This window comes from Streptomyces varsoviensis, from assembly GCF_000718635.1.
GTDB classification, from domain to species: domain Bacteria; phylum Actinomycetota; class Actinomycetes; order Streptomycetales; family Streptomycetaceae; genus Streptomyces; species Streptomyces varsoviensis.
The window spans coordinates 72,996-97,276 of the sequence record NZ_JOBF01000014.1 but is presented as its reverse complement, the minus strand read 5'-3'; the positions used below and the strand labels follow the sequence as shown (position 1 = coordinate 97,276).

The window sequence follows — 24,281 nt, the reverse complement described above, 5'->3', positions numbered from 1 at the left end:
CGAGAGCGCCGGGCTCTCCGGCGGGAGCGCCGGGCCCTCCGGCGGAGCCGCTGCGACGCCGCCCGCAATCCCCTGATATCCACAGATCGCATAAGATGATCAAGTTGATATGAGGGGTGGGGTATGGACATAGAAATAAAAACGCGCCAGGTGCGCCGGGGTGGGGAAGGGACGCAGTCCGCTGCCGAAAAGGCGATGGAGAGTCTGGGCAAGTTCTTCGACTCCAGCGAGACGGTGGCAGGCAACGACCACGGCTGGGCATCAGCAGGAGCTCTGAAGCGCTGTGCGACCGCGTGGGAGAATCACCTGATCGACCTGGCCAAGCAGATGAACAGGATGGCCGAGAACCTCCATCGGACGGCCAACGATTATGACGCCACGGATCGCCAGGCCAGGGACGCCATGCGCAGGCTCCAGCATGGACTGGACGACTTCGGGGGGAAGTGACGCGTGGTCTCTTATCACGACCTGTACAGCTGTCACGTCGACCAGTGGAAGAAGGCGGCCGACGACTGGACTACCCTTTCGCGGCGCTCCGCCACCGCGGCGGATGATATCCGAGAGCAGGGCAAGAAGCCGCTCGACGACCACTGGGCGGATGCCACAGGCGAGAAGGCGGGCAAGCGCCTGGAGGACCTGGCCAACCGTCTTGAGGCCGGTGGTGACATCATCAAGGGCGTCGTTCTGATCCTGGACGGCCTGGCTTCGTCGATGGAGTGGTCTCAGCGCACGCTGTTCCACGCCGTGGAACTGGCATCCGAGTATGGACTGGAAATCAGGGACGGCCGCGCGGTGGGTTTGTATACGGGCGCGGCGCCCATGGGACCGGATGTCCCGCAACAGGTGCGCGAGGACTATAAGAAGGAGCAAGGGCACGTCTCCGAGGTCGATGACCTGATCGAAGAGGCGTTGCGGCAAGCTGGGCAAGCTGATTCGAAGGCCTCTGCCGCGTTGGACAAGCTGGCGACGGAGATCGACGTCTCGAACACCAGCGTGGCGCACAACGACATTCTGACCGATACCGCCCATACCGAAATCGACATGCTCCGGGGCGACGTGCCGGTCGGGAAGGACCCGCACCTCGTCCGCGAGTGGTGGGACGGGCTCACACCGGCGCAGCGCGAGGCGCTGATGCTGGCGGAGCCGGTCACCATCGCCGATCTCAAGGGATTGCCACCCGAGGTGGGACGGGACCTCCGGGGTTCAGACGGCAAGATCGACCGCGTCGAGATGGTGCGCTACGCACTGGACCACTGGAACAAGGACGACGACCTCAAGTTCAGAAACAACTGCGCCAACTTCGTGTCGTCCGCTCTTGAGGCCGGCGGCATGGAGAAGAAGTTCGACTCTTGGTTGGGGCCCATGGGTGACAACTCCTGGGGTCGGGAGACCGGCCTGGGAATCGACTGGTTGGACCAGCGGGCGTACCACTCCCGTTCTTGGGCTTCGGCCCAAGACCTGCGGCATTTCCTTGTGCGCAATGGCGGCGAAGAGCTCCCGAGGTCGCAGGCGCGTCCCGGCGATGTCATTTTCTACGAGCAGGCGGCCGACGACCCTGGGGGCGAGCCCGCGGGCGAGACTTACCATGCAGCCGTCGTCACCTCGGTGACCCCGGACGGTGACATCAAGCTGACGCAGCACACCAGCTCATGGCAGAACGTCAGCCTGGAGGCTCGGGAACACGTCGCGACCAGAAACCATGGCGAGCAGCGTATCCACATCGTCCGCCCCCATCCGAATTGGTACTGATGGCTACTTCGTCTTCTTCTGCGTCCGAGGGCATCGGGCCGAGGCGTTCCAGCACGCCAGGCGCTTTGGTCGCTGCCCTATGGGTGCCGTTCGCGACTCTTGCCGGTGTGGTCACCTCGTGGCAGGTGCAGGGCATCGATAGTGATTGGGTCGATCGGCAGCAGGCGGCATGTCGGCATCTGCCTTTCCCGAAGGCTGAGTATGTCGCCGCATGGTCGGGGGTCGTCCTCGGGGTTTCGGCTGTTGTCGTCTGCGTGTTGCTGGCCAGGCGGGTTCGCCGGGAGTGCGGGGGGCGGTTGGCGGGCACGAAGGCGGGGCTGGTGGCTCATATCGGGGCGTGGGCCGGTGTGTTGACGATTCCGTTGGAGTTGTTCCTGCTGTACGCCACGTACTCGCCGGTCGACTCAGGGCCCGTTCTCGGCGACTGCGGGTAGGAGAGGCGGCTCGCCGGGCCGTCGCGCGGGGGATGGGTTCAGGTGAGGAGTTCGTAGGCGGGGAGGGTGAGGAATTCGGGGTAGGCGGGGTCGAGGGCGACGGTCAGGAGTAGGTCGTGGGCCTGTTGCCAGCGGCCCTCGGCGAAGGCTTCGGGGCCGATGTCGGTGCGGATCGCGGCCAGTTCGGCGGCGGCCACCTCGCGGGCCAGGTCCGGGGTGGCCCGTACGGTGTGGCCGTCGCGTTCGAACTCGACGCCGGCGTTGACCCATTGCCAGATCTGGGAGCGGGAGATCTCGGCGGTGGCGGCGTCCTCCATCAGGTTGAAGATGGTGACGGCGCCGTGGCCGCGCAGCCATGCCTCGATGTAGCGGATGCCGACCTGGACGGCGTTGCGCAGGCCGTCGAAGGTCGGGGCGGCGTCTAGGGAGTCGATGGCGATCAGTTCGGCGGCGGTGACGTGGACGTCCTCGCGGAGCCGGTGCTTCTGGTGCGGGGCGTCGCCGAGGACCGCGTCGAAGCAGGCTTGGGCGATCGGCACCAGGTCGGGGTGGGCGACCCAGGAGCCGTCGAAGCCGTCGTGGGCCTCGCGGTCCTTGTCCGCCCTGACCTTCTCGAACGCGACCTTGTTGACCTCCCCGTCACGGCGCGAGGGGATGAACGCCGCCATGCCGCCGATCGCGTGCGCGCCGCGCCTGTGGCACGTACGGACCAGCAGCTCCGTGTACGCGCGCATGAACGGCGCCGTCATCGTCACCGCGTTGCGGTCCGGCAGGACGAACTCCGCCCCACGGTCGCGGAAGTTCTTGATGATCGAGAACAGATAGTCCCAGCGCCCCGCGTTCAGCCCGGAGGCGTGGTCCCGCAGCTCGTAGAGGATCTCCTCCATCTCGTACGCGGCGGTGATCGTCTCGATCAGGACGGTGGCGCGCACGGTGCCCTGCGGGATGCCGAGGGCATCCTGCGCGAAGACGAACACGTCGTTCCACAGCCGCGCTTCGAGGTGCGACTCGGTCTTGGGGAGGTAGAAGTACGGGCCCTTGCCGAGGTCGATGAGGCGCCGCGCGTTGTGGAAGAAGTAGAGGCCGAAGTCGACCAGCGCGCCGGGCACGGGTTCCCCGTCGACCGTGAGGTGACGCTCATTCAAATGCCAGCCGCGCGGCCGTACCACGACCGTCGCCAGCTCCTCGGCGGGCCGCAGCGCGTACGACTTGCCCCGCGGGTCCGTGAAGTCGATGCGCCGCTCGTAGGCGTCGATGAGGTTGAGCTGGCCGAGTACGACGTTCTCCCACGTCGGGGCGGTCGCGTCCTCGAAGTCGGCGAGCCAGACGCGGGCGCCCGAGTTCAGCGCGTTGACCGTCATCTTGCGGTCGGTCGGGCCGGTGATCTCCACCCGCCGGTCCTCCAGCGCGGCCGGCGCCGGGGCCACGCGCCAGCCGTCGTCCGCGCGGATGTGCGCGGTCTCCGGCAGGAAGTCCAGCGTGCCGGTACGGGCGATCTCCGCGCGGCGCGCGGCGCGCCGTTCCAGGAGTTCGGCGCGGCGCGGGGCGAAACGGCGGTGCAGCTCGGCCAGGAACGCGAGGGCCGCGTCGCTCAGCACCTCCTCCTGGCGCGGCAGCGGCTCGGCGTGGACGACGGCCGGCGCGGACGGCGTTGGCGCGGACGGCGCGGGTACGGACATCGACGGTCACTCCTTCGGCGGGCGGGGCGGTGAGCGATGGATGGGGGCGGGTCGCGGATGTCGGTCGCCTTGCCGTGGCGTTCCCGGGGTGGCCGGGCGAGCTGTCCGGGGCGGCGCTCCTGATCAGTGGAGAATAGTTTCCTCATGGTGGAAGTTCAATGGACTCGGTCTAGGTCAGCCTTCCCTCGCGTCACTCCAGCAACGCCAGATCCTCCGGCGTATCGATATCGTCCGGGCTGGCCACGTCCGCGCACTCCACGAGCGTGATCTCCCCGGCGTGGGCCTGAAGGTACGCGCGCGCCCCGCGGTCGCCCGCCGCGCTCGCCGCCACCTCCGGCCAGCGCGCCGCCCCGAACAGCACCGGGTGGCCCCGCCGCCCCTCGTAGGACGCCGCCACCAGATCCGCCCCGGCCCGGTGCGCCGCCAGCACCCGCGCCACGGCCTCCGCGCCCATACCGGGCTGGTCCACCAGCATCACCAGGGCCGCCGACGCGCCGCTCCCGGCCAGCGAACCCAGCCCGACGCGCAGCGACGATCCCATCCCCCGCTCCCAGTCCGGGTTGACCAGCGGCTCGTGCCCGGTCAGCGCGGCCAGGTCGGTACGGGCCCGTACCCGCTCGGCGGCCGCGCCCAGCACCACCCGCACCGACGCGCAGCCGCCGGCCAGCAACTCCCGCGCCGCCCGCTCCACCAGGGGCGTACCGCGGTACTCCAGCAGCGCCTTCGGCCGGCCCCCGAGCCTGCGCCCTCCGCCCGCCGCCAGCAGCAGCCCGGCGACGGGCGCTCCTTCGTCCTCAGTCGTACGTGCCATGGCCCCTGCATACCGTACGGGGCCGGTCGCGCGCTCGTACGCCCGTACGGCCCCGCTGCCCGTACGGGTGCCGCCAGGGGGGCCGCCCGACGGCTTCGCGTCGAAGTGGGAGGCGTGGCGATGCGCGGTGATCACACTCCGCGCGGGCGCGCGTCACCGGCCGACGCGGTGCGGGGTACGGGTTGCCGGGGGCAAGCCGTGGCCTCCGCTTCACTCTCGGGCGGTCATTCTGCGGTCTGATTTTCGCTCAGAGTGTGGCGTGTCGCACTCAACGTGGCGTTAACTGATCCGCGTTCACGGGTGCGCCCGGTCAAGTCGTGGGGCGCGCAGGGGAGTCGACGATCGCGAAGGGGAGGACTGTGCCGGTAAGTCATCGGACGGGGCAGGGCGTGCCTTCGGGCGCCGTACGGGCGGAAGGCGCCGTAGTCGTGGAGCAGAGGCGGAGGGCCGGCGCGGGCGCGGACCCGAAGGCGAACGGGCTGGGGGCCGCCGTGGCCCGGCTCCGCCGCGAACTCGCCACGCATCCGGCCGAGTTGTCGGACCGGGCGGTGGCCGAGGACGAACTCGCCGTGCTGGCGGCCATGGCCCGCACCGGCGACGTGGAACAGCCCCGGCTGCACCGCTGCCTGCTCGTGGTGGCGGGCGCTCTGGGCTCGGTGAGCGCGCTGGCCCCGGCCCTGCGCGAAGTCCGCGAAGCCGTTGACCTATGCGGTCGGCCCACCGGCCCGCCATGGAGCCGCGACTGACGTCGCGGCTCCCCGGCACCCCGTGCCATGTCCGCCGGCGCGGGGCCCCGGGGCTTGTGGGCCTCCCCGAACGGGGCCCATTGCGCGCCGGCCCGCCCGCTCTGGCCTGCGGCCCTCCGCGGGGGTGGGTCCCTGCCGGGCTCGTCGGGCCCGCCCCGTACCTTCCCTCCGGGCCGCGCCCGCGCTGCCCCCGCCCGGCGCGGGGCCCCGGGGCTCGTGGCGCTCCCCGGACGGGGCCCATTGCGCGCCCGGACGCCCGCTCTGGCCTGCGGCCCTCCGCGGGGGTGGGTCCCTGCCGGGCTCGTCGGGCCCGCCCCGTACCGTCCCTCCGGGCCGCGCCCGCGCTGCCCCCGCGGATCGAGGGCTGACGCTGTCCCAGTCGGTCGGGCGGAGCTGGAACCGGCGGTTGGGTCGAGCCGAGACCGGCGGTCGGACGGAGCTGGAAGCGGCGGTCGGGTCGAGCCGAGACCGGCGGTCGGGCCGCGTCGGAACCAGCTCCCGTGGAGCCGGCCGGGTCGGCGGGGGCCAATCCCCATCGGCGCGGTCGGCGCGGGCCGGCCCCCAGCCGGCGCGGTCGGCGCGGGTCGAGCGTCTGCTTCTTCTCCCCGGCACGCGTCAGCCGCGTGCCTGCCGGCCGCCTGCCCCAGCCCGCCCCCCTCCCGGCACGGCCCCCGCCCGTGCCGGTCCGTCAGCCCGGTTCCGTGGTCGTCAGTTCTGTGGCGAGTTGGGCCGCGACCTCTTGCAGGAGGGGGACGATGGTTTCCGTGGCGGGGTCGGTGAGGCGGCCGGCGGGGCCGGAGATGGAGATGGCGGTGGCGGTGGGGGAGCCGGGGACGGGGACGGCCAGGCAGCGGACGCCGATCTCCTGTTCGTTGTCGTCGACGGCGTAACCGGTGTCGCGGACGCGGTCGAGGGCTTCGAGGAAGCCCTCCGGCGTGGTGATCGTCTTCTCGGTCGCGGCCGGCATGCCCGTACGGGCGAGGAGGGCGCGCACCTCGTCGTCGGAGGCGTGGGCGAGGAGCGCCTTGCCGACGCCGGTGGAGTGCGGCAGCACCCGCCGCCCGACCTCGGTGAACATCCGCATCGAGTGCTTCGACGGCACCTGCGCGACGTACACCACCTCGTCCCCGTCGAGGAGCGCCATGTTGGCGGTCTCGCCGGTGCCCTCCACCAGCCGTGCCAGGTACGGGCGGGCCCACGTGCCGAGTAGCCGGGACGCGCTCTCGCCGAGCCGGATCAGGCGCGGGCCGAGCGCGTAGCGCCGGTTGGGCTGCTGGCGCACGTAACCGCAGGCGACCAGCGTGCGCATCAGCCGGTGGATCGTCGGCAGCGGCAGGCCGCTGCTGGTGGCCAGCTCGCTCAGCCCGACCTCGCCGCCGGCGTCCGCCATCCGCTCCAGCAGATCGAAGGCGCGCTCCAGCGACTGCACGCCCCCGGTGGGCGCGGTTTTGGGCTCGGCGGACGAGGGCACGAGACGGGTCCTTCCGGGACGGGTGACAGCAGCCTACCGGCCTCCGGCGATCTCCGTACCGGCCGTGCGGCAGCCGTCCTGGCCGGTCAGACCCCGTGTGTCCGGCGCGGTCTTGACGGGCTCGGGCGGGGAATGGAGACTGCGCCCCAAGTCGGCTTCTTCAACAGAACGTTGAAACCTGCGATCGGACGTTGAAATCCGACGCTGACATCCGTGGGGTTGGGGAGTCCACACGACACCAGGGGGCCCGATGCCCGAAACCGAACTGCTGCTGCGCTCCACCCGCGTCGTCACCCCCGACGGAACGCGGCCCGCCGCCGTCGCCGTCGCCGGTGGCCGCATCACCGGCCTCCTGCCCTACGACGCCGCCGCCCCGCCCCGCGCCCGTACCGAGGAACTCGGCGACACCGCCCTCCTCCCCGGCCTCGTCGACACCCATGTCCACGTCAACGACCCCGGCCGCAGCGAGTGGGAAGGGTTCGCCACCGCCACCCGCGCCGCCGCCGCGGGCGGCGTCACCACCCTCATCGACATGCCCCTCAACAGCCTCCCGCCCACCACCACCCCCCACCACCTGCACGTCAAACAGCGGGCTGCGGCCGGCGCGGTCCATGTCGACGTCGGCTTCTGGGGCGGCGCCATCCCCGCCAACGCCGGCGCGCTGCGCCCCCTGCACGACGCCGGCGTCTTCGGCTTCAAGTGCTTCCTCTCGCCCTCCGGCGTCGAGGAGTTCCCCGAGCTCGACCGCCATCAGCTCGCCGCCGCCATGGCGGAGGTCGCGGGCCTCGGTGGGCTGCTCATCGTGCACGCCGAGGCCCCCGACCACCTCGACCGCGCGCCCCGGCGCACCGGACGGCGCTACGCCGACTTCCTCGCCTCCCGGCCGCGCGCCGCCGAGAACGACGCCGTCACCACCCTCATCGCCCTCGCCGCCCGGCTCGGTGCCCGCGTGCACGTACTGCACCTGTCCTCCGGCGACGCGCTGCCGCTGATCGCCGAGGCCAGACGCGCCGGAGTCCGGCTCACCGCCGAGACCTGCCCGCACTTCCTGACCCTCGCGGCGGAGGAAGTCCCGGACGGGGCGACCGAGTTCAAGTGCTGCCCGCCCATCCGCGAACGAGCCAACCAGGACGCGCTGTGGGCCGGGCTCGCCGACGGCACGATCGACTGCGTCGTCTCCGACCACTCGCCCTGCACCCCCGACCTCAAACACCCCGAAACCGGCGACTTCGCCACCGCCTGGGGCGGCATCTCCTCCCTCCAGCTCGGCCTGCCCGCCGTCTGGACCGCGGCCCGGCGGCGCGGCCACACCCTGGACGACGTCGCCCGCTGGATGTCCACCGCACCCGCCCGGCTGGCCGGGCTGGCCGGCAAAGGCGCCATCGAAGCCGGCCGCGACGCCGATCTCGTCGCCCTCGCCCCCGAGGACACCTTCACCGTCGACCCCGCCGCGCTCCACCACCGCCACCCCATCACCGCCTACGCCGGCCGGACCCTGCACGGCGTCGTACGGGCCACCTGGCTGCGCGGCCACAAGATCGCCGACGGCGGGGCGACCACCGGGGCCGTCGCACCCCTTGCGCTGCCCCCGCCCACCGGCCGACTCCTCGAAAGGACGCAGCCCGCATGAGTTCCGGCACAGTCCCCTCCGCAGCCGATACGGCCCTGGCCACCGGCTCGTCCACCGGCCCGTCCACCCCCCTCGACATACCGCGCTATACCGGCGACGCGGCGCCCTACGGAGGCGGCGACCCCTACGCCGACTACCGCACCGCCGCGTTCCCCTTCGCCGAACTGCCCGACCTCGCCGACCGGCTGCTGGGCGCGGCCGTCATCGCCGCCAACGACGAGTTCTTCGCCGAACGCGAGAACCTGCTGCGGCCCGAGCCCCCGCGCTTCGACCCCGAGCGCTTCGGCCACAAGGGCAAGATCATGGACGGCTGGGAGACCCGGCGCCGCCGCGGCCCGTCCGCCGAGGCCCCGCACCCCGCCGCCGACGACCACGACTGGGCGCTCGTCCGGCTCGGCGTGCCCGGTGTCGTACGGGGCCTCGTGGTGGACACCGCCCACTTCCGCGGGAACCACCCCGCCGCCGTCAGCGTCGAGGGCGCCGCCGTCGAGGGCGCGCCGTCCCCCGCCGAACTCCTCGCCGACGACGTGCGGTGGACCGTGCTCGTCCCGCGCACCCCCGTCGGCGGCCACGCCGCCAACGGCTTCGCCGTCGACGCCGGGCGGCGCCTGACCCACCTGCGGCTGCGGCAGTACCCCGACGGCGGCGTCGCCCGGCTGCGCGTCCACGGCGAACCCGCCCCCGACCCCGGCTGGCTCACGGCCCTGGGCTCATTCGACCTGGCGGCGCTGGAGAACGGCGGGCGCGCCGAGGACGCCTCGGACCGCTTCTACTCCCCGCCGCTGAACACCGTCCGCCCCGGCCGCCCCCGCACGATGGCCGACGGCTGGGAGACGCGCCGCCGCCGCGACCGGGGCCACGACTGGGTCCGCTACCGCCTCACCGAACACTCCCTGATACGGGCCGTCGAGATCGACACGGCCTACCTCAAGGGCAACGCCGCGGGCTGGGCCGCCCTGTACGTACTCGACGCCACCACCGGCGCCGACCCCGCCGACCACACCGCAGGCTGGACCGAGATCCTGCCCCGCACCCGCCTCCAGCCCGACACCGCGCACCGCTTCCCGCTCCCGGACCTCCCCGTCCCCGCCGCCACCCACCTGCGCGTCGACATCCACCCCGACGGCGGCATCGCCCGCCTCCGCGCCCACGGCTCCCTCACCCCCGAGGGCGCCCGCCGCCTGGCCGCCCGCCACCGCGAACTGAGCGGCCGAGGCCGCGCGTCCGCCCCGCCCCCGTAGATCAGACCTGGGCGAGCGTGTTCCAGAACATCAGCTCGTACGCCTGGAGGAGACGGCCGTAGCGGTGCGCCAGCCGCTCCGTGACCCGGCCCGCGTCGAGCCCCGCCTGGACGGCCGACAGGCCCTGCTCGGCGGCGCTCGGATCGGGCTCGGCGAAGAAGTCGAGGAACCGGCACGCCTCGGCCGGACAGCCGTAGTGCTCGCGCAGCGCCGTGCGCAGGTCCGCGCAGTAGCCGCCCCACGCCGCGAAGTTGACGGTCAGCGCGATCACCACGTCCGCCGGTTCGGCGTGCAGGGCCAGCCACGCCGCGTACGCCGGGTACGCCTGGCAGCCGGCGCGCGGCTCGTACGCCCGCAGCGCCGCGTCATCCACCCCGAACGCCTCGGCCAGCGCGCCCAGCCGCTCCAGAGCCACGCTCTCGCCCTGCGCCAAGGCGTCGAAGAACGGCCCGATCTTCGGGTCCTCCGCCGTCCGCAGCGCCAACCGGTGGAAGCTGCGCCGGTCGCTCGTGATGATGTGGTGCTGCTCCAAGGCGAAGCCGGCGATGGCCTCGCGCGGCGCCTTGCCCTCGGCGACCAGGGGCACGAAGCCGTTCGCCCCGGCGGCCGGGGCCAGCTCCCGCACCGCCTCCGCCACGACCTCTTCCGCTGTACGGGCCATCGCTCCGCCTTCCCGCGCTGTGGACGGCAACCGGCCCCCAGACTCCCAGAAGCCACTGACAATCCACGGCGCACCGGCCGGAATAGCCGAAAGCCACCGCGGCAGGCGAGTGAAACCCGCCCCCTCCGCCCGGTGGCAGAGGAGGGAAACCGCCCCTGCCCGGTGGCAGGGGCGAACCCTGAGGGCGGTCGCCTGCCGCGGCGGCCCGGCGGCCCGCGCACCGTCAGCGCGCGGCGGCGGCCCCCTTGAAGCCGGCCGCGTCGTACTCCGCGACGGCCTTGTCCACGAACGCGTCCACCACCTTGTCGCCGACCGTCACCGGAATCCGCTTCCCGTTCATGTCGACGTAGACGTACGACTTGGCGGTCTCGACCTGCCCCGTCAGCCGCTGCCGCAGCCGCTGCGCCACCGCCCGGTCGCCGTCGCGCACCGCCTCGACCATGGCCAGCGCCGTACGGGCGGCCGTGCCCCACGCCTTCGTCGAGTCCAGCCACGGCCCGGCGTCGTCGATGAACCCGCGGTCCGCCAGCCGGGCCCGCAGCACGTCGGGCGCGTCGCGCAGCGCGCGCAGCGTCGCGTCCAGCCGCCACGCGTTCCCGCTCTTCCAGAACTTCTCGATGGCGGCGGCCAGCTCCGGCGCCTGCCGCGGGTTGAGCCGGGAGCCGTAGTTGGCGTCCGCGAACGCCCGCAGGGCCCGCTGGGTCCGCGCGTCACCGCCGGCCAGCTCGCGCAGCGCACCGCTCCACGAGGCGCGGGCGTCGTACGCCTGGTCGTTCCAGGCGTAGTCCGCGACCGTGTAGAGCCCGATCTTCGAGGCCGCGGGCTGGATCATCGGGTTGGCGGTGATCCCGGCCAGATCCCCCGCGAGCCCCTTCTCGCGCCCGTTGAACGGACCGAGCAGCAGATGGTCCGTCACATAGTCGTTGACCGGATAGTTGTCCCAGGTCAGGATCTGGTGCCCGAACAGGGTGCGGGCGGTCTTCGCCTGCGCGCGCGTCATGGTCGGCGCGATCACCCCGACGCCGGTCCACTCGACCAGGACATTCTTGTCGAGCTGGTCGGCGAGCGCCTTCTTGTACGGGGACGGCTTGATGTCGTAGTACTCCGTCGGCACCATCTGCAGCGGCTTCGCCCCCTGGTGCGCGGCGATGAAGTCGCGGTTCACCCGGTTCAGCAGATGCGCCTGGGCCGCCCCGGCCGCGCCCCCGCCCGTACCGAACCTCTTCTCGTCGGCGGCGCAGTTCCAGTCCGTGTAACTGATGTCGTCGAGCGGCACCGCGAAGGTCCGTACGCCGATCTTCCACAGCGTCTCGAACTTGTCGGTCAGCGCCTTCGCCTCGGCGTCCGAGCTGTAGCAGACGGACAGCCCCGGCGAGAGCGCGTAGGTGAACTCCACATGGTCGGCGCGCGCCCGGTCCACCAGCTCCTTCAACTCCGCGAGCTGCGCCGCGGGGTACGGGTCGCGCCACTTCGCGCGCAGATAGGGGTCGTCCTTGGGCGAGTACACATAGATGTTCATCTTGTGCGCGGCGTCGAAATCGAGCTGCTCCAGGCGGGCCTTGTGCGACCACGGAGTGCCGTAGAAGCCCTCGATGACCCCGCGTATCGGCGTCGCCGGCCAGTCCCGGACCGCCACCCCTTGTACGTGCGCGTACGGGCGGCGGGTCTGCGGGAGCAACTGGCGCAGGGACTGCGCGGCGTAGTACGTGCCGGTGGCATCCGCCCCGGCCAGGGCGATCCGCCCCTCACCGATCGCCAGCGCGTATCCCTCGGCGGGCAGCCCGGCCGTGCCGCGCGCGCCCAGCCGCTTCAGGGCCCGCGCCGCCGCCGGGCCGTCCACGTACACCGCCAGGCGCCCGGGGCGGGCCGCGGCCCGCTGCTCGACGCGGTGCGCGCCGGCCCCTTCGAGGGCGCGGCGCACCAGGGCGACCGCGGCCGGATCGGCCTTCGGGCCGGTGACGAGGTCGACGGCGCGGGTGATGGTGACGCCGCTGTGGCGCGCCTGTACGGACTGGGGCGTCGGCGTGATCTTGGGCGCGTGCGCCGAGGCGGTCGAGGTCGTGGAGGCGGCCGATGGCGGAGGCTCGCTCCCGCCGCCGCGGGCCGCCGCGCCGGCGGGAGCGAGGGGGAGGGCGGCGAGGGAGAGAGCGAGGGCGGCGACCGCCGCCGGGCGCGTTCTGAGCATCCTGGGGTCCTCTCGGGTGAACGAGGCTTCCTGTGGCGCGTACGCATCAGACTCGGTGCATGATTCATCGACATCACGCCGCGTGGCAATGGTTGTGCACGCCGTATACGGCCGTGTCGCCTGGCCACGGGCATGGGCCCGGAACCAAAACGGCGGGTCCGGGCGTTCGATCGGCTGGGAGGATTGGCTCCGACCGGAGCCCCGGCGGGGCCGTCGAAGAACGTCAGGAGACACCGCTGTGACCTTGCGGCAAGAAATCGTCGGCAACGCCATGCAGATGGCCGTCTGCACCCTGGAGCCCGGCCAGACCGTCTACTGCGAGGCCGGGAAGTTCCTCTTCAAGACGGCGAACGTGACGATGGAGACCCGGCTGTCCGGGCCGGGCGGCGGCGGCCAGCAGGGCGGCGGCCCGGGCGCGGGCGGCGGCGGAGGGCTCGGCGGCATGCTGCGGGGCGCCATGGGCACCGCGATGCAGGTCGGCCAGCGCGCCCTCGCCGGCGAATCGCTCGCCTTCCAGTACTTCACCTCGACCGGCGGCGAGGGCACCGTCGGCTTCGCGGGCGTCCTGCCCGGCGAGATGCGCGCCCTCGAACTCGGCGGGAACCGCGCCTGGTTCGCCGAGAAGGACGCGTTCGTCGCCGCAGAGTCGACCGTGGAGTTCGGCATCGCCTTCCAGGGCGGCCGGCAGGGCATGAGCGGCGGCGAGGGCTTCATCCTGGAGAAGTTCACCGGCCACGGCACCGTCATCATCTGCGGCGCCGGAAACTTCATCGACCTCAACCCGGCCGATTTCGGCGGCAAGATCGAGGTCGACACCGGCTGCATCGTCGCCTTCGAGGAAGGCATCCACTACGGCGTGCAGCGCATCGGCGGACTCAACCGCCAAGGGCTGATGAACGCCGTCTTCGGCGGCGAGGGCCTCTCCCTCGCCACCCTGGAGGGCGACGGCCGCGTCATCCTCCAGTCGCTGACCATCGAGGGCCTCGCCAACGCCCTCAAGAAGGCCCAGGGCGGCGACAAGCAGGGCCCGACGGGCGGCCTGTTCTCCACCCACGCGGGGTAGAGCCGCCCCCGCGGGCTCCGCTCAGTGCGAGCGCGCGCCGGCCAGATAGAAGATCAGGAAGAAGAAGGCGACGATGAAGTGGACCGCCACCAGGTAGATGAAGACGCGGACCGTGAACGCCATCGGCGCCCGGTCCTCCTCCACCATCTTCTCCGCCGGCTGCTCCTCAGGCTTGTCCGCCGGCTTTTCCGCCGGCGGCTGTACGGGCCCGTCGGCGGGGGCGTCGGCGGGCGCGGTGGTCCCGGCGGTCGCGGTGCTTGCGCCGCTCCCCGGGTGCTTGGGCGGGGCGGCGGCCTCGGGGGAGGCGGCGGCGCTCTCCCCGGGCGCGGCGGTCGGGGCCGCCCCCGAGCCCGGAGCCCGTTCCGTACCGAGGTCTCGCGTGGCATCGCTCATGGCATTCCCCTCCTGGCCTGCGCGACGTCGCCGAGGCACAGCTCGGCCACCCCGCTCTGCATCAGCGTGTGAACGAACAGCAGCTCCGCACCGCCCGGCGAGACGGCCGCGATGCGGTGCGGCGTCAGCGAATCGAAGTGCGCCGCGTCGCCGGGACCGAGCGCGTAGACCGTCTCCCCGAGCGTCAGCCGCAGCCGGCCCTCGGTGACGTACAGCCACTCCTCGCCGGGGTGCACCCGCACCAGCGACTCCTGCCGGCCCTCGCCCTGCGGCACCCTGAGCCGCAGGGCCTGCATCGCGCGGCCCGAGCCGCCGGCCCGCCAGTACGTCCAGCCGGCCGCCGCCTGCGGCTCCATCCGGTCGGCCCGCACGATGGGGTCCCGCTCGGGCGGGACTTCGCCCAGCAGGTCGGATACCGTTGTTCCGTACGTACGTGCCAACGCCAGCAGCATCGGCAGGGACGGCGTCCGCTGGCCCGTCTCCAACCGGGACAGGTGGGCGGGCGACAGCCCCACCCGCTGGGCCGCGCGCTCCAGCGTCATGTTGCTCCGCTTGCGCAGCGCGCGGAGCTGGGGGGCGACGGCGGGTACGTCGTCGGCGGGGTCCACGGCCTCGTTGTCGGACTGGATGGTCATGTGTCCGGTATAGACCCGCCGTGCCTCAGCGGCAAAAGTATTGCCTCTGAGGCAAAAGCCTCCAAGGGGAACCGACCTCCAAGGGGAACCGAAGGGAATCAGCCGGGCGGGCTCCGGGGCGTGCGTTTCGGATGCGGCCGGTCGGCCCCAGAGCGGTGCGGACGCGGCCGGTCGGCCCCAGAGCGGTATGGACGCGGCCGGGCGGTCTCAGAGCGGTGCGGACCTGGCCGGGCGGGTCTCAGCCCGGCAGGCCCCACGGCGCCGACCCGCCGTTCGCCGGCACATCGCGCGGGCCGTCCGGGCGTACACGGCTGCCGCGCTCGGTGACCAGCGCCGTCTCGCCCCGCCGCAGCTCCACCGCGACGCGGCCCGCGCCGACCCGGCGCCAGCGCAGCCGCCGGCCGTCCTCGCGCCGTACGTCCACGTCACCCCGCATCCCGTGGTCCAGCACGAGCGCGGAGCCGGCCTCGCTGTGGACCCGTACCCAGTTCGTACGGCCGCGGCTGCGGTCGGCGTCCACGAGGAACGCGCCCTGGGCGCGCAGCGACGCGAACGACGCGTCCGGCCAGCGCCGCGAGACGGACGGGAACACCTTGACCACGCCGCCATGGCTCTGCACCGCCATGTCCAGCAGTGACTGAGCGGCTGTCAGGGGCGTCTCCAGCGCGAAGTTCCTGCCCTCCCGGTACATCGTGTTCGGCAGCAGCTCGGTGTCCGCGACGACGTTGCGGTCGGTGAAGAACGTCAGGAAATCCAGGGCCTGTTCGGGCGCGTCCATCACCGAGCACATGGACGAGGCCGCGGCGAAGCTGTAGCCGTGCCACGCGTCGCGCATGCTCGTCCAGTGGTCGAACGACCGCCGCATCAGGGGGCGGTCGGCGGCCCGTTCCCAGGTGGCCTCGCGCAGCGGATAGAGCCAGAGGAGATGGGAGAAGTGCCGGTGCGAGGCGGCGAGCGGCACCCCCGTGCCGATCATGACGCCGTCCTCGGGGTCGCGCGCGTACGGCACGAGGCGTTCGGCGATCGCGCGCCACTGCTTCGCGCGGGGGTCGGGGACGCGCAGCAGCCGCGCGGACTCCAGCAGGGTGGCGGCGCCCCAGCGGATGAGGGAGAGGTCGTACGTGCAGTCCGCGGCGTTCGCGTACTCCGGCGAACGCGTCATCGGCAGATGCAGCTTGCCGTCGGGGCCCTCGTGGAGGAAGCGGGCGTAGTAGTTGACGGCCTTGGCCAGGATCGGGAAGAGGACGTCGCGCAGCGCCCGGCGGTCCATGGAGTGGCGGTAGGCGAGCCACACGTTGTGCAGGCCCCAGGTGAGGTTGCCGAAGTTGTCGGAGATACGGTCCGAGCCGGGCACGCCCACGGTCCACGCGCCGGGGCGCAACTGCCAGTCGGAGGGGTGGCCGAGCGCGTAACTCCGCCCGTCGCGGTACTCCTCGGGCACCGACAGTTCCAGGTTCTTCTCGAAGCGCCGGAACGCGCCGGTCACCGAGTCCAGTTCGAGGTGGTTGGAGCCGTATATCGGCCAACTCGCTATCTGCACATTGAGGTTCCACCACAGCGCCGTCCAGTTGTTGCCCACCGCCGGGAACCAGGGGCCCCACTCCGACAGCGCCGGGCCGTCCGCGCGCGTCGCGGACGCCAGTTTGTAGAGCTGGATCAGGTAGAAGCTCTGGAGGCGCTTGTCGGGTACGGAGAGGAAGCTGCGCCGGAAGTAGCGGTGCCACCAAGCGCGATGACTGGCCATCAGGTCGTCCGAGTCGGCCGCCAGCGCGCGGGCCACCTCGCGTACGGCCCGGCGGGTCGTCTCCGCCGTGTCACCGGGGAAGCGGTGCGCGAGGTGCGCGGCGAACAGCCGGCCCGTGCCGGTGCGGCGCTCGCGCCAGGCGGTGGTCCAGCCGCCGCCCGCCAGCAGCGGCTGCTCGGCGTAGTGCGTGGCTCCGGCCGTGCCGAGGCGCGGGTCGGGGTTGGGCGTGTACCCGGTGCGGTCGTCGGTGTTGCGGGTCGTCGCCGCGGTCAGCCACGTGAACGTCCAGGCCGTGGCCTCCTCGCCGGGGCTCGACCGGGTGGAGACCAGCAGCGTGGAGAGGGAGTTGTGGACGAGCGCGGCGAACCGCACGCTGCCGCGGGTGGTGGTGACCGAACCGCGCAGCTCGGCGTCCCACAGGTCCAGCGTCCAGTCGACGGCGGTGATCTCCCCGGCCAGCGTCAGCGTGAAGTAGCCGATGGGCAGGCGCGCGTAACCGGTGCCCGCCCGCCACCGGCCGCGCTCGTCCTGCGCCTGGGTGTGGCTGATCATCACCGTGAGCGCGTTGGCGCGCTCGCCCCGGTAGACCTGGCAGCCGAGAAAGCCATTGGCGAGGAACGGGCCCTCGCGCCAGTTCGCGGGCAGTACCCGCCAGCGCATCGCGGCGGCCCGTACGGCGCTCTCGTACACATCCTTGTACGAGCCCGAGTACGCGGCCGGGGACGGGCTTCCGGCGGGGTGCGGGGCCGGGCGCGCAGCCGCGTACGGGCCTCCGGCGGGGTGACCCCCGGTGCCGGGTGCGGCCCAGGCGGTGCCCGAGCCCGTGGTCCCGGCGCCCGCGGCGACACCGAGCGCCGTGCCGAGCGCCGTGCCGAGGGCCGTGCCGACGAAGGATCTGCGAGGAAGTCCGGTCACGTATCTGCCTCCAGTTCGCGATGCTGAACCCTCCTTCCGGCATCGTGCCGCCGAACGCGTCCCGCGACTAGACCTCCGACGTCTCCGGTTTTCCCGTGAACGGATGGGAAACATCGGCGACTTGGCATTGACATGTTCCGGTCTACGCGCGTCATGCTGAGGGCATGCGAATCCCCCCACACATCACCCGCATCGGCGCCGTCGCCGCCCTGGCCTCGGCCCTCTTCGTCTCCTCGCCCGCCATCGCGGCCACCCCCACGGCCGCCGCGCGGCCCACGGCCGTGCAGCCCGCCGCCGTACAGTCCGTCGCAGTGCAGTCCGCCGCCGTGAAGTCGGTCAGGACCATCTGCTACAAGGCGCTGCCGAGCCAGGCCCACGACACCCTCGACCTGATCGAGTCCGGCGGGCCCTTCCCGTACCCGAAGGACGGCACCGTCTTCTCCAACCGCGAGGGGCTGCTGCCCAAGCAGTCCAACGGCTACTACCACGAGTACACCGTCATCACGCCGGGCTCGCCCGACCGCGGCGCCCGCCGCATCGTCGCCGGCGAGAAGAAGCAGGAGGACTACTACACCTCCGACCATTACCGCAGCTTCGACGCGGTCGACTACGGCTGCTGATCGCCCGTCATCGGTCGTCCGTCAACTGTCGCTCGTCACCCATACGGCGGCCGCTCCGCGATTCGGTTCGCGAAGCGGCCGCCGCCGTGTGCGGGGGTGACTGCTGGGGGGCGGCTTGCCGCGCCCGCCACGCCCCCGGCCCCGTGCGCGGCCCCCGGCCCCGTGCGCGGCCCCCGGCCCCGTGCGCGGCGCCCGCCCCGTGCGCGGCGCCTCGTCCCTCTCGTCACAATCGTCCCTCTCATCACACCCGCGCCTCTCGTCACGCTCGCCTCTCGCGCCGCGCCGGGTGAACTGGGGGCGCTTCGTCACTCTTGACGCTCCAGAACCTCATCAGTTAAATCAAGGCGTGAATTAAGTACTGAGATAAGCCGTGAGGTAAGCCTTAAATTAAGGCGTGAGTTAAGCCCTGAGATAAGCCGTGAAGTAAGCGTGGTTCAGGGCCTCGGCGCGGCACCGGGCACTGGTCGGCCTGACGGCCTGACAGGCGCATGGCAAAGCGGTCGGGGTCGCCGCCCTGCCGAGGAGCCCACCATGACCTGTCGCGACACGACCCCACCCCGCCGGAGACGGAGGCGGTCGCTCATGGCCGTACCGGCCGTGGCGGCCTTGACCTGTGCGGCGCTGCTGCCGCTGCCCGCGGCCACCGCCGCACCCACCACTACCGCCGCACCCGCCCCGCAAGCCCCCGCCCCCACCGCCAAACCCACCCCCGCCGCGCTACCCGCCGGCTGGACCTCTGTCGTAAGCGTGGGCAGCGGCAAGTGTGTGGACGCTCGGGGGGCGGGGACCGCCAATGGGACGGCCGTACAGCAGTACACCTGCAACGGCACCGACGCGCAGCAGTGGCGGCTCACGGCGACCGGCGACGGGAACCAGCGCGTCGGCAACCGGAGCGCCGAGGCGCAGTCGTGGGACGTGACCGACGTGTCGACGGCGGACCGCGCGCCGGTGCAGCTCTGGGCGTACGGCGGCGGCGCCAACCAGCAGTGGCGGCCGGTCGCCGAGCCCGGCGGCTCGTACCACTTCGTCAACCGCAACAGCGGCAAGTGCCTCGACGTGCCCGGCGCCGCCACCGGCGACAGCGTCCAGCTCCAGCAGTACACGTGCAACGGCACGCCCGCGCAGTCCTTCACGTTCGGCGGGGCCGGGCAGCCGCCCGGCACGCCCGACCTCGGCCCCAATGTGAGCGTCTTCGACCCCTCGATGCCGCGGGCCGCCGTGCAGGCCAAGCTGAACGAGGTCTTCTCGCGGCAGGAGAGCAGCCAGTTCGGCGGTGCGCGCCAGGCGCTGCTCTTCAAGCCCGGCGCGTACGACGTCGACGCCAACGTCGGCTTCTACACGCAGGTGGCCGGGCTCGGCCTGTCGCCCGACGATGTGACGATCCGGGGCGCGGTGCACGCGGAGGCCGACTGGTTCCAGGGCAACGCCACCCAGAACTTCTGGCGGAGCGCCGAGAACCTCTCCGTCACCCCCGCCTCCGGCGCCGACCGCTGGGCCGTGTCGCAGGCCGCCCCGTACCGCCGTATGCACGTCCGCGGCGATCTGCGGCTGGACGACGGCGGCTGGTCGAGCGGCGGGTTCATGGCCGACTCCAAGATCGACGGGAAGGTGCTGCCCGGCACCCAGCAGCAGTGGCTGTCCCGCAACACCGAGTGGGGGAACTGGACCGGCGCCAACTGGAACATGGTCTTCGTCGGGGCGCGGAACGCGCCCGCCGGCGACTTCCCCAATCCCGCGTACACCAGGGTCGACCGCACCCCCGTCGTCCGTGAGAAGCCGTTCCTCTACGTCGACAAGGGCGGCGCGTACCAGGTCTTCGTGCCCGCGCTGCGCACGAACACCCAGGGCACCACCTGGGCGGGCGGCGGCACACAGGCGGACCAGGCGGGCTCGTCGCTGCCGCTCGACCGGTTCTTCGTCGCGAAGCCGGGGACCACCGCCGCCGACATCAACGCGGCGCTCGCGCAGGGCAAGGACCTGCTCATCACGCCCGGCGTCTACCACCTCGACCGGACGATCGAGGTGACCCGGCCCGACACGGTGGTGCTGGGGCTGGGCCTGGCGTCCCTCGTCCCGGACCACGGCGTCACCGCGCTGTCCGTCGGCGACGTCGACGGCGTGAAGATCGCGGGTCTGCTCGTCGACGCGGGCCCGGCCGAGTCGCCCGTCCTGATGGAGGTCGGGCCGCCCGGCGCCGCCGCCCGCCACAGCGCGAACCCGACATCGCTGCACGACGTGTTCTTCCGGATCGGCGGCGCGGGCGTCGGCAAGGCGGCCAGGAGCCTGGTCGTGAACAGCTCCGACGTCATCGGCGACCACCTGTGGCTGTGGCGCGCCGACCACGGCGACGGCGTCGGCTGGAACACCAACACCGCCGCCAACGGCCTCATCGTCAACGGCGCCGACGTCACGATGTACGGGCTGTTCGTCGAGCACTACCAGCAGCACCAGACCGTCTGGAACGGCGAGGGCGGCCGTACGTACTTCTTCCAGAACGAGATGCCGTACGACCCGCCGAACCAGGGCGCGTGGATGAACGGGGCCACCAAGGGCTACGCCGCCTACAAGGTGGCCGACTCCGTCACCCGCCACGAGGCGTGGGGGCTGGGCAGTTACTGCTTCTTCAACGTGAACCCGGCCGTCGCCGCGGAGCACGCCTTCGAGGCGCCGCGGGCGCCGGGGGTCAGGTTCCACGACATGGTGACGGTGTCGCTCGGCGGCACCGGAACGATCCACCACATCGTCAACGACGCCGGGGGGCCGTCGAATTCGGCGCGCAACGTGGCCAATCTCGTCAACTACCCCTGAAGGGCGGTGCCTTCACGGGCTCATTTGACGGCCCCCGCCGTGAGGCCCGTGACGAGGTAGCGCTGGAGGAGCAGGAACCCGGCGACCACGGGGACGCTGACGACCAGTGAGGCGGCCATCACCTGGTTCCAGTAGACGTCGGTCTGCGTGGCGTAGCCCTGCAGGCCGACGGCGAGGGTGCGGGTGGTGTCGTTCGTCATGACCGAGGCGAAGAGCACCTCTCCCCAGGCGGTCATGAACGCGTAGACGCAGACGGCGACGATGCCGGGCACCGCCGCCGGCACGACCACCCGCAGCAGCGCGCCGAGCGGCCCGCAGCCGTCGACGAGTGCCGCTTCGTCGAGGTCGTGGGGGATCGAGTCGAAGTACCCGATGAGCATCCAGATGGCGAAGGGCAGCGAGAAGGTCAGGTAGGTCAGGACGAGCCCGCCGCGCGACCCGTACAGCGCGATCCCCGTGGTGTTGCCGATGCCGACGAAGATCAGGAAGAGCGGCAGCAGGAAGAGGATGCCCGGGAACATCTGGGTGGAGAGCACCGTGACCGAGAAGAAGCGGCGGCCCGTGAAGCGGTAGCGGCTTATCGCGTACGCGGCGAAGACCGCGACCACCACCGCGCACAGCGTCGAAGATACCGCCACGATAAGGGAGTTGAGAAAGTAGCGCGCGAGCGGGACGGTGTGCCAGATGTCGATGTACGGGCGCGGGGTGAGGGCGCTCGGCACCCAGCCGAACGCGCCCTGCACGTCCTTGAGGGGCTTGAGCGAACTGCTCAGCATCACGTAGACGGGCGTGAGCGCGAAGACGGCCAGCAGCGTGAGCACGATGCGCCGGGTCCACAGGAACGAGCGGGGCGGGGCGTTGGGGGAGCGGCGCCGCACGGTGTCGCGGGAGCCCCGCCGGACCGGGTACGGGGCGCGGTCCCGTACGGCGTCCGGGGGCTGGTACCGCACGGTGTCATCCATCGGTTTCCCTTCTCCCGCGCGCGGTGGCCAGCAGATATCCGGCCGTCACCACGAGGAGGAACAGCAGGAGCAGTACGGACATGGCCGCGCCGGAGCCGAAGTTCCAGGTGACGAACGACGACTGGTAGATGTGGATGGAGATCAGGTCCGCGGGTTCGGGGGCGGACTTGCCGAAGAGCACGTAGGGCGTGTTGAAGTCGTTGAAGGTCCACAGGAACAGCACGAGGACCAGCACCTGGTTGACGGGGCGGAGCGCGGGCAGGGTGATGCGGCGGATCTGCTGCCAGACGCCCGCGCCGTCCATGGCCGCCGCCTCGTACAGCTCGCGCGGGATGTTCTGGAGCCCGGCCGTCAGGATGAGGAACGCGAACGGCCAGGACCGCCAGACGGACACGGTCACCAGCGCGGCGAAGCTGTTGTCGCCGATCAGCCAGAACGGCGGCGTGCCGAGGATGCCGAGCTGGTCGTGGAGGACGTGGTTCACCAGGCCCGTATCGCGCTGGAACATGAACGACCAGGTGATGACGGCCGCGTAGACGGGCAGCGCGTACGGGATGAGAAAAGCGGTGCGCAGCAGGCCCCGGCCGCGGAACCGGTCCTGCATCAGGACGGCCGCCGCCGTGCCGAGCAGCCAGGCCAGGCCGACGGCGAGGACGGTGAAGCAGCAGGTGACCCAGAAGGAGCGCAGCAGGGCCGCGCCGACGGGGGCGTCGAAGTCGACGGCGACGCGGAAGTTGCCGAGCCCGGCCCAGGGGGCGGTGGTCCAGTCGCGCAGATACTGCTGGGTGAGGCCCTTGAACGCCATCACGACGCCGACGGTCATGGGGACGAGGTGGACGAGGAGTTCGAGGGCGAGGGCCGGCAGCAGGAGGAGATAGGGCAGTCCGGCGCGGCGCAGACGGGACAGGCGCGGGGGGCGGGGCGGGCCGGTGCGGGGGCGGCCGGGGGCCGCGGGGTGGCTGCGGGCCCGGCTCAGCACCCGGTTCACCGCGGCGGCATCTGCTGTTGGGCCTTCGCCAGGCGCTCCTTGACGTCCGCCGCGCCGACCGGGTGGCCGGCGGCGGCATCGGCGAGGAGTTCCTTCATCGCCGTGCCCACGAGCGTCTCGAACTGGTTCTCCTCGGGCACCATGGGCAGCGGCGCGGCGCTCTTGGCCAGCGTCTCGCGCAGGACGGTGAGGTCGGGCGTCGCGAACGCCTTGTCGCGCTGCGCCTCCTCGACCGGGGGCAGCGCGCCGAAACTGCTGTTCAGCCGCTTCTGCTCCGCCGTCGAGGTCATGAACTCCACGAATTTCAGCGCGCCGTCGTGGTTGTCGGTGTTCTTGAACACCGCGAGATTGATGCCCGCGACCATCGAGTTGACGCCCTTGTCGCCGGTGGCGCCCTTGGTCCGTACGGGCACGGGCGCGACCCCGTAATCCTTCGGGGTCATGTTGTGCGCCTTCAGGGCGCCGGCCGCCGACTGCCACATCAGCATGGCCGCCTTTCCCGCGGCGAAATCGCGTACGGAGCGTTGGGTGGCGTATTCCGCGTTGCCCGGGGCCACGATTTTCTCCTGGGCGAGGAGATCCACGAACTGTTTCACGGCCGCGACCGCCCCGGGCGAGTCGAAGCGGGGTTTTCCGTAGCGGTCGAAGAAATCCGCGCCGTGCTGTTTGCCGAGTACGAAGGCGTGGTGGGAGTTCTCGGCGTAGCTGGCGCCCTCGATCGCCAGCCCCCAGCGGCCGCCGCCGGTGAGCTTTCTGCCGTCCGCCACCAATTCGTCCCAGGTGGCGGGCGGGGCGTCGATGCCGGCTCGGCGGAAGAGCTTTTTGTTGTAGTAGAGGCCGTAGGCGAGGGAGTAGAGCGGCACGGCCGCCGGGTCCTTGCCCGCCGCGCCGGTCGCGGCGAGCGCCGACGGCACGAATCTGTCCTTGCCGCCGATGGCCCGGAACGCCGCGTCGTCGAAGGGCAGCAGCGCCCCGCCCGCCTGGAGCGAGGCGGACCAGGTGTTGCCGATGTTGAGGACGTCGGGGCCCTGCCCGGAAATGGTGGCGGCGAGCACGCGGTTGAGGAGATCGCTCCAGGGGATCACTTCGAGTTTCACGGCGATGCTGGTGCGCCGCTGGAACTTCTTGAGTTCGGGGATCAGCACCCGTTTGTCTTCCTCGACGGTCGCGCCCTGATTACTGGCCCAGTAGGTGAGCTGTTCGGGATTGTCGTTGCTGCTGCGCCCGCCACCCGCCGAGCCGCCGCCGCAGCCGGTGGCGGCTCCGGCGAGGGCGGCGGCGAGGGTGGCGGCGGCGGTGGCCCGGGTTCTGCGCATGGTCGGTGGCCCCTCTCAAGGGTGGGTGGGTCCGGTGGCCGATGGCATCGCTTTTCGAGAGCCGCGTTTCGTGAGGTGAATAGCCGGTCGAATACTCCTCCCGAGTGGTCGGTCGAATGGTCAGTCGAATGGCCGATCGAATGGTTGGTCGAATGGCTCCGTGTCCGTTTCGTGTCCCTTTCGTGCCTTAATTCAAAGCGTGAGTTAAGTAGTGAGAGAAGGTCGCGTCA

General features: G+C 71.9%; 19 protein-coding genes. 8 read left to right on the top strand and 11 right to left on the bottom strand.

Features of this window, described 5'->3' with window-relative positions:
• The first annotated feature begins 123 nt into the window (after positions 1–123).
• Both IF55_RS21010 and IF55_RS21005 read left to right on the top strand, forming a co-directional pair.
• Complete coding sequence (locus IF55_RS21010) at positions 124–447, top strand: type VII secretion target (RefSeq protein WP_030886071.1); 324 nt, start codon at positions 124–126, stop codon at positions 445–447.
• Between the two features lie 3 nt (positions 448–450).
• Positions 451–1,749, top strand: coding sequence for an amidase domain-containing protein (locus tag IF55_RS21005; protein WP_030886074.1), 1,299 nt, complete (start codon positions 451–453; stop codon positions 1,747–1,749).
• A 472-nt stretch (positions 1,750–2,221) separates the two neighbouring features.
• Here IF55_RS21005 and aceB read toward each other — a convergent pair whose 3' ends face one another.
• Both aceB and IF55_RS20990 read right to left on the bottom strand, forming a co-directional pair.
• On the bottom strand, positions 2,222–3,862 hold the full coding sequence (gene aceB / locus IF55_RS20995; protein WP_030886080.1) for a malate synthase A: 1,641 nt from the start codon (positions 3,860–3,862) through the stop codon (positions 2,222–2,224).
• 190 nt (positions 3,863–4,052) lie between these two features.
• Complete coding sequence (locus IF55_RS20990; protein ID WP_030886082.1) at positions 4,053–4,673, bottom strand: nucleotidyltransferase family protein; 621 nt, start codon at positions 4,671–4,673, stop codon at positions 4,053–4,055.
• A 428-nt stretch (positions 4,674–5,101) separates the two neighbouring features.
• Here IF55_RS20990 and IF55_RS20985 point away from each other — a divergent pair, with 428 nt between their 5' ends.
• On the top strand, positions 5,102–5,419 hold the full coding sequence (locus IF55_RS20985; RefSeq protein ID WP_030886085.1) for a DUF5955 family protein: 318 nt from the start codon (positions 5,102–5,104) through the stop codon (positions 5,417–5,419).
• A 688-nt stretch (positions 5,420–6,107) separates the two neighbouring features.
• On the opposite strand, the gene IF55_RS20980 is transcribed toward IF55_RS20985, so the two are convergent.
• Positions 6,108–6,890, bottom strand: coding sequence for an IclR family transcriptional regulator (locus IF55_RS20980; RefSeq protein ID WP_030886089.1), 783 nt, complete (start codon positions 6,888–6,890; stop codon positions 6,108–6,110).
• Positions 6,891–7,140: 250 nt separating this feature from the next.
• Here IF55_RS20980 and allB point away from each other — a divergent pair, with 250 nt between their 5' ends.
• Together allB and alc are read left to right on the top strand one after the other, a co-directional pair.
• Positions 7,141–8,520, top strand: coding sequence for an allantoinase AllB (gene allB, locus IF55_RS20975; RefSeq protein ID WP_030886092.1), 1,380 nt, complete (start codon positions 7,141–7,143; stop codon positions 8,518–8,520).
• A complete protein-coding gene (alc, locus tag IF55_RS20970) occupies positions 8,517–9,761 on the top strand; it encodes an allantoicase (protein WP_078644860.1) in 1,245 nt (414 codons plus the stop codon). Before allB ends, alc begins: the two co-directional genes overlap by 4 nt.
• A gap of 1 nt (position 9,762) precedes the next feature.
• Here the strand turns inward: alc and IF55_RS20965 are convergent, their stop codons facing one another.
• Both IF55_RS20965 and IF55_RS20960 read right to left on the bottom strand, forming a co-directional pair.
• Entirely contained in the window at positions 9,763–10,422 is a 660-nt protein-coding gene (locus tag IF55_RS20965; RefSeq protein ID WP_030886099.1) for a thiaminase II/PqqC family protein, read from the bottom strand.
• A gap of 223 nt (positions 10,423–10,645) precedes the next feature.
• The gene (locus tag IF55_RS20960) at positions 10,646–12,607 is read right to left on the bottom strand and encodes a glycoside hydrolase family 84 protein (protein WP_030886102.1); all 1,962 of its coding nucleotides are present in this window, start codon (positions 12,605–12,607) and stop codon (positions 10,646–10,648) included.
• Positions 12,608–12,845: 238 nt separating this feature from the next.
• Here IF55_RS20960 and IF55_RS20955 point away from each other — a divergent pair, with 238 nt between their 5' ends.
• On the top strand, positions 12,846–13,670 hold the full coding sequence (locus tag IF55_RS20955; protein WP_030886105.1) for an AIM24 family protein: 825 nt from the start codon (positions 12,846–12,848) through the stop codon (positions 13,668–13,670).
• Between the two features lie 21 nt (positions 13,671–13,691).
• On the opposite strand, the gene IF55_RS39465 is transcribed toward IF55_RS20955, so the two are convergent.
• The 3 genes from IF55_RS39465 to IF55_RS20940 form a co-directional block, all read right to left on the bottom strand.
• On the bottom strand, positions 13,692–14,063 hold the full coding sequence (locus IF55_RS39465) for a DUF6126 family protein (RefSeq protein WP_048832258.1): 372 nt from the start codon (positions 14,061–14,063) through the stop codon (positions 13,692–13,694).
• A complete protein-coding gene (locus IF55_RS20945; RefSeq protein WP_030886110.1) occupies positions 14,060–14,698 on the bottom strand; it encodes a helix-turn-helix domain-containing protein in 639 nt (212 codons plus the stop codon). The genes IF55_RS39465 and IF55_RS20945 overlap by 4 nt, the downstream gene beginning before the upstream one ends.
• Before the next feature lie 238 nt (positions 14,699–14,936).
• The gene (locus IF55_RS20940; RefSeq protein WP_048832257.1) at positions 14,937–17,357 is read right to left on the bottom strand and encodes a glycosyl hydrolase family 95 catalytic domain-containing protein; all 2,421 of its coding nucleotides are present in this window, start codon (positions 17,355–17,357) and stop codon (positions 14,937–14,939) included.
• A 164-nt stretch (positions 17,358–17,521) separates the two neighbouring features.
• On the opposite strand from IF55_RS20940, the gene IF55_RS20935 reads away from it, so the two are divergent.
• On the top strand, positions 17,522–17,977 hold the full coding sequence (locus IF55_RS20935) for a guanyl-specific ribonuclease (RefSeq protein WP_030886115.1): 456 nt from the start codon (positions 17,522–17,524) through the stop codon (positions 17,975–17,977).
• 582 nt (positions 17,978–18,559) lie between these two features.
• Positions 18,560–20,785 carry an RICIN domain-containing protein gene (locus IF55_RS20930; protein ID WP_078644857.1) on the top strand — a complete coding sequence of 742 codons (2,226 nt, stop codon included), beginning with the start codon at positions 18,560–18,562 and terminating at the stop codon, positions 20,783–20,785.
• A 20-nt stretch (positions 20,786–20,805) separates the two neighbouring features.
• Here IF55_RS20930 and IF55_RS20925 read toward each other — a convergent pair whose 3' ends face one another.
• The 3 genes from IF55_RS20925 to IF55_RS20915 are packed head-to-tail and all read right to left on the bottom strand — an operon-like array spanning position 20,806 to position 24,051.
• Positions 20,806–21,747 carry a carbohydrate ABC transporter permease gene (locus IF55_RS20925; RefSeq protein WP_078644855.1) on the bottom strand — a complete coding sequence of 314 codons (942 nt, stop codon included), beginning with the start codon at positions 21,745–21,747 and terminating at the stop codon, positions 20,806–20,808.
• Complete coding sequence (locus IF55_RS20920; RefSeq protein WP_211270015.1) at positions 21,740–22,735, bottom strand: carbohydrate ABC transporter permease; 996 nt, start codon at positions 22,733–22,735, stop codon at positions 21,740–21,742. Before IF55_RS20920 ends, IF55_RS20925 begins: the two co-directional genes overlap by 8 nt.
• Entirely contained in the window at positions 22,732–24,051 is a 1,320-nt protein-coding gene (locus tag IF55_RS20915; RefSeq protein ID WP_030886125.1) for an ABC transporter substrate-binding protein, read from the bottom strand. The genes IF55_RS20920 and IF55_RS20915 overlap by 4 nt, the downstream gene beginning before the upstream one ends.
• Positions 24,052–24,281 lie beyond the last annotated feature (230 nt).